The sequence below is a fragment of the Bradyrhizobium sp. PRIMUS42 genome (assembly GCF_023006515.1).
Lineage (GTDB): Bacteria > Pseudomonadota > Alphaproteobacteria > Rhizobiales > Xanthobacteraceae > Bradyrhizobium.
Genome location: NZ_JALBGZ010001156.1, coordinates 1 through 1,280 on the forward strand (window position 1 = coordinate 1; position 1,280 = coordinate 1,280).

At 67.0% G+C, this 1,280-nt stretch carries 2 protein-coding genes; both read left to right on the plus strand.

Translation table 11 applies throughout. The features are described from left to right. Positions 1-709: hypothetical protein (locus tag MOV75_RS38560; protein ID WP_247008067.1), on the plus strand; the 709-nt coding region annotated here is incomplete at its 5' end. Between the two features lie 49 nt (positions 710-758). Then, the coding region (rplI, locus tag MOV75_RS38565) for a 50S ribosomal protein L9 (RefSeq protein ID WP_247008069.1) at positions 759-1,280 on the plus strand (522 nt) is incomplete at its 3' end.

The following is a 1,280-nucleotide window of genomic DNA, read 5'->3' on the forward strand; positions in this document are numbered from 1 at the left end:
GGGAGCTCGCATTGCGATTGCGGATATCAACCCGGACGCCGCCACCGAACCGCCCGCCGAGGCTGAGCTGGAATGGTATCCGGTCGGCCGCATCCTGTTGTGGCTCGCGGGCTTCGCCACGCTGACCACGATCGCCGCCCTGCTCACCCTCGGGACCGACGCCGAGACCATCCTCGGCACGCTGCGGCGCGGCCTGATGCGTCTCCTCCGGGCCACCGACCCGCAAAGCTCCGGCGAAGCCGGTCAGCTCGTCGACGCGCTGGTACGCATCGCACCGGCCGGGGCCACCATCATCGCGATGATGACGCTGACCCTCAACCTCTGGCTCAGCGCCAAGATCACCGCGACGTCGGGCCGGCTGCGGCGCCCGTGGCCGGACATGATGACGGCGGAGCTGCCGCCGATGACGCTGGTGGCGCTCTGCATCGCGCTCGCCTTCTGCTTCACCGGCGGGCTGCTCGCGATCGTCGCTCAGATCACCGCGGCCGCGCTGATGATGGGCTATGCGCTGACCGGCTTTGCCGTGCTGCATACGCTCACGCTGGCGCTGAAGAGCCGCACGTTCTGGCTCGGCTCGACCTACGCCGTCGTGGTCGTGTTCGGATGGCCCGTGATCGCGATGGTGATCCTCGGCCTTGCGGATGCCGTGTTCGGCTTCCGTGAGCGCTTCCTGCGCAGCCGGCAACCGCCGCCACTGCCGACCCCTTGAGTTCAAACCCGAAACTGAAACCCACAGAGCACTTCAAAGGAGAACGAATATGGAAGTCATTTTGCTGGAACGCGTCAACAAGCTCGGCCAGATGGGCGAAGTCGTGAAGGTTCGCGACGGCTATGCCCGCAATTTCCTGCTCAAGCGCGGCAAGGCGCTGCGCGCCACCGCCGACAACAAAGCCAAGTACGACGGCATGAAGGCCGAGCTCGAGGCCCGCAACCTCGCCTCGAAGGGCGAAGCCTCCAAGGTCGCCGAGAAGATCGCGGGCAAGAACATCATCGTGATCCGCCAGGCCTCCGAAGCCGGCCAGCTGTTCGGCTCGGTCAACGTGCGTGACATCGTCGTCGCGTTCGAAGCGGACGGCATCTCGCTGGCCCGCCCGCAGGTCCAGCTCGACGCGCCGATCAAGACCATCGGCAAGCGCTCGATCACCGTCGCCGTTCACCCCGAGGTCGAGGTCGAGATCACCGTCACGGTCGCACGCAGCCAGGACGAGGCCGAGCGCATCAACCGCGGCGAGGACATCTCGACCCGCAACGAGGACCGCGACGCGGCCGCCGAGGCGATC